This is a genomic window from Streptomyces palmae, assembly GCF_004684805.1.
Classification (GTDB): Bacteria; Actinomycetota; Actinomycetes; order Streptomycetales; family Streptomycetaceae; genus Streptomyces; species Streptomyces palmae.
In genome coordinates this window covers 1-994 of sequence record NZ_SRID01000736.1, presented here as the reverse complement: position 1 = coordinate 994, position 994 = coordinate 1, and the positions used below count along the sequence as shown (strand labels likewise).

Below are 994 nucleotides of genomic sequence, written 5' to 3'. Positions count from 1 at the left end.
GCCCCCGCGACCACCCCGCGAGCCGAGGACGCCGGCTCGGGCAGCGCGTCCGCACCCCGTACCGTGGACGCCGGCTCCGGCTCCGCGCCCACACCATGCACCCGCGACGCGGGCTCGGATGGCATGTCCTCACCCCGCACCGAGGACGCCGGCTCACGCACCGCGTCCACACCCGGCACCGAGGCCCCCGCCTCGGACCCCGCGTCCGTGCCCGCCGCGTCGCGCAGTACGCCGATGATCTCGCGCAGCCGCTCCGTCGCGTCGGAGGCGGCGGAGCGCAGTTCCCGGGCGGCGGCGCGGTGGGCGGGGTCCAGGCCGGGGGCGATCTGCAGGGCCCCGGCGCGCAGCGCGATCAGGGCCAGGTCATGACCGAGCGAGTCGTGCATGTCCTGTGCGATACGGGCCCGCTCACGCAGCCGGGCCCGGTCCGCGACGATCTGCTGCTCGCGCTCCAGCTGCACCGCCCGGCTCCAGCCGGCCATCACCAGCGCCCGGTCCTGCCGCCGGTGACGGCCGATCAGCCAGGGGAAGACGGCACCGAAGAGCAGCGTGGCGACCAGCCCCAGCCAGCCCACCGCCACGTCCTGGGACCGCTGCGGCACCAGCGCGGTGCCGGTCACCGCCAGCGCCGTGAAGGCGAGCAGCGCGGGCCGGGACGCCTGTGCGCGGCGGCCCAGCAGATAGCCGACGACCGCCAGCGCCGGCCCGTAGGAGAGGGTGAACAGGGACGGCGAGGTGGCCAGCCCCAGCCCTCCGACCACCAGCAGCGCCGCCACCGGGAACCGCCGGGAGCAGGCCACGGCCACCGCGAGCAGCAGCACCCCGCACCCGGTCTGCCACCACGGCGGTCGGACGCTGCGCGCGAACCAGTCACCGAACATCACCGGGACCGTCAACAGCGCCCACAGCACGAGGTCCCGGAGGTGCTGCCCCCGGCTGCGGTGCGCTCCCGCTCGCCCCTGGTCCGCCCCGGCCGTCTCGCCCACCCCGAACG

At 76.9% G+C, this 994-nt stretch carries 1 protein-coding gene; it reads right to left on the bottom strand.

Translation table 11 applies throughout. From position 1 onward, the window contains the following. A partial coding sequence (locus E4099_RS32385) for a sensor histidine kinase (protein ID WP_342451965.1) occupies positions 1–994 on the bottom strand: 994 nt, incomplete at both ends.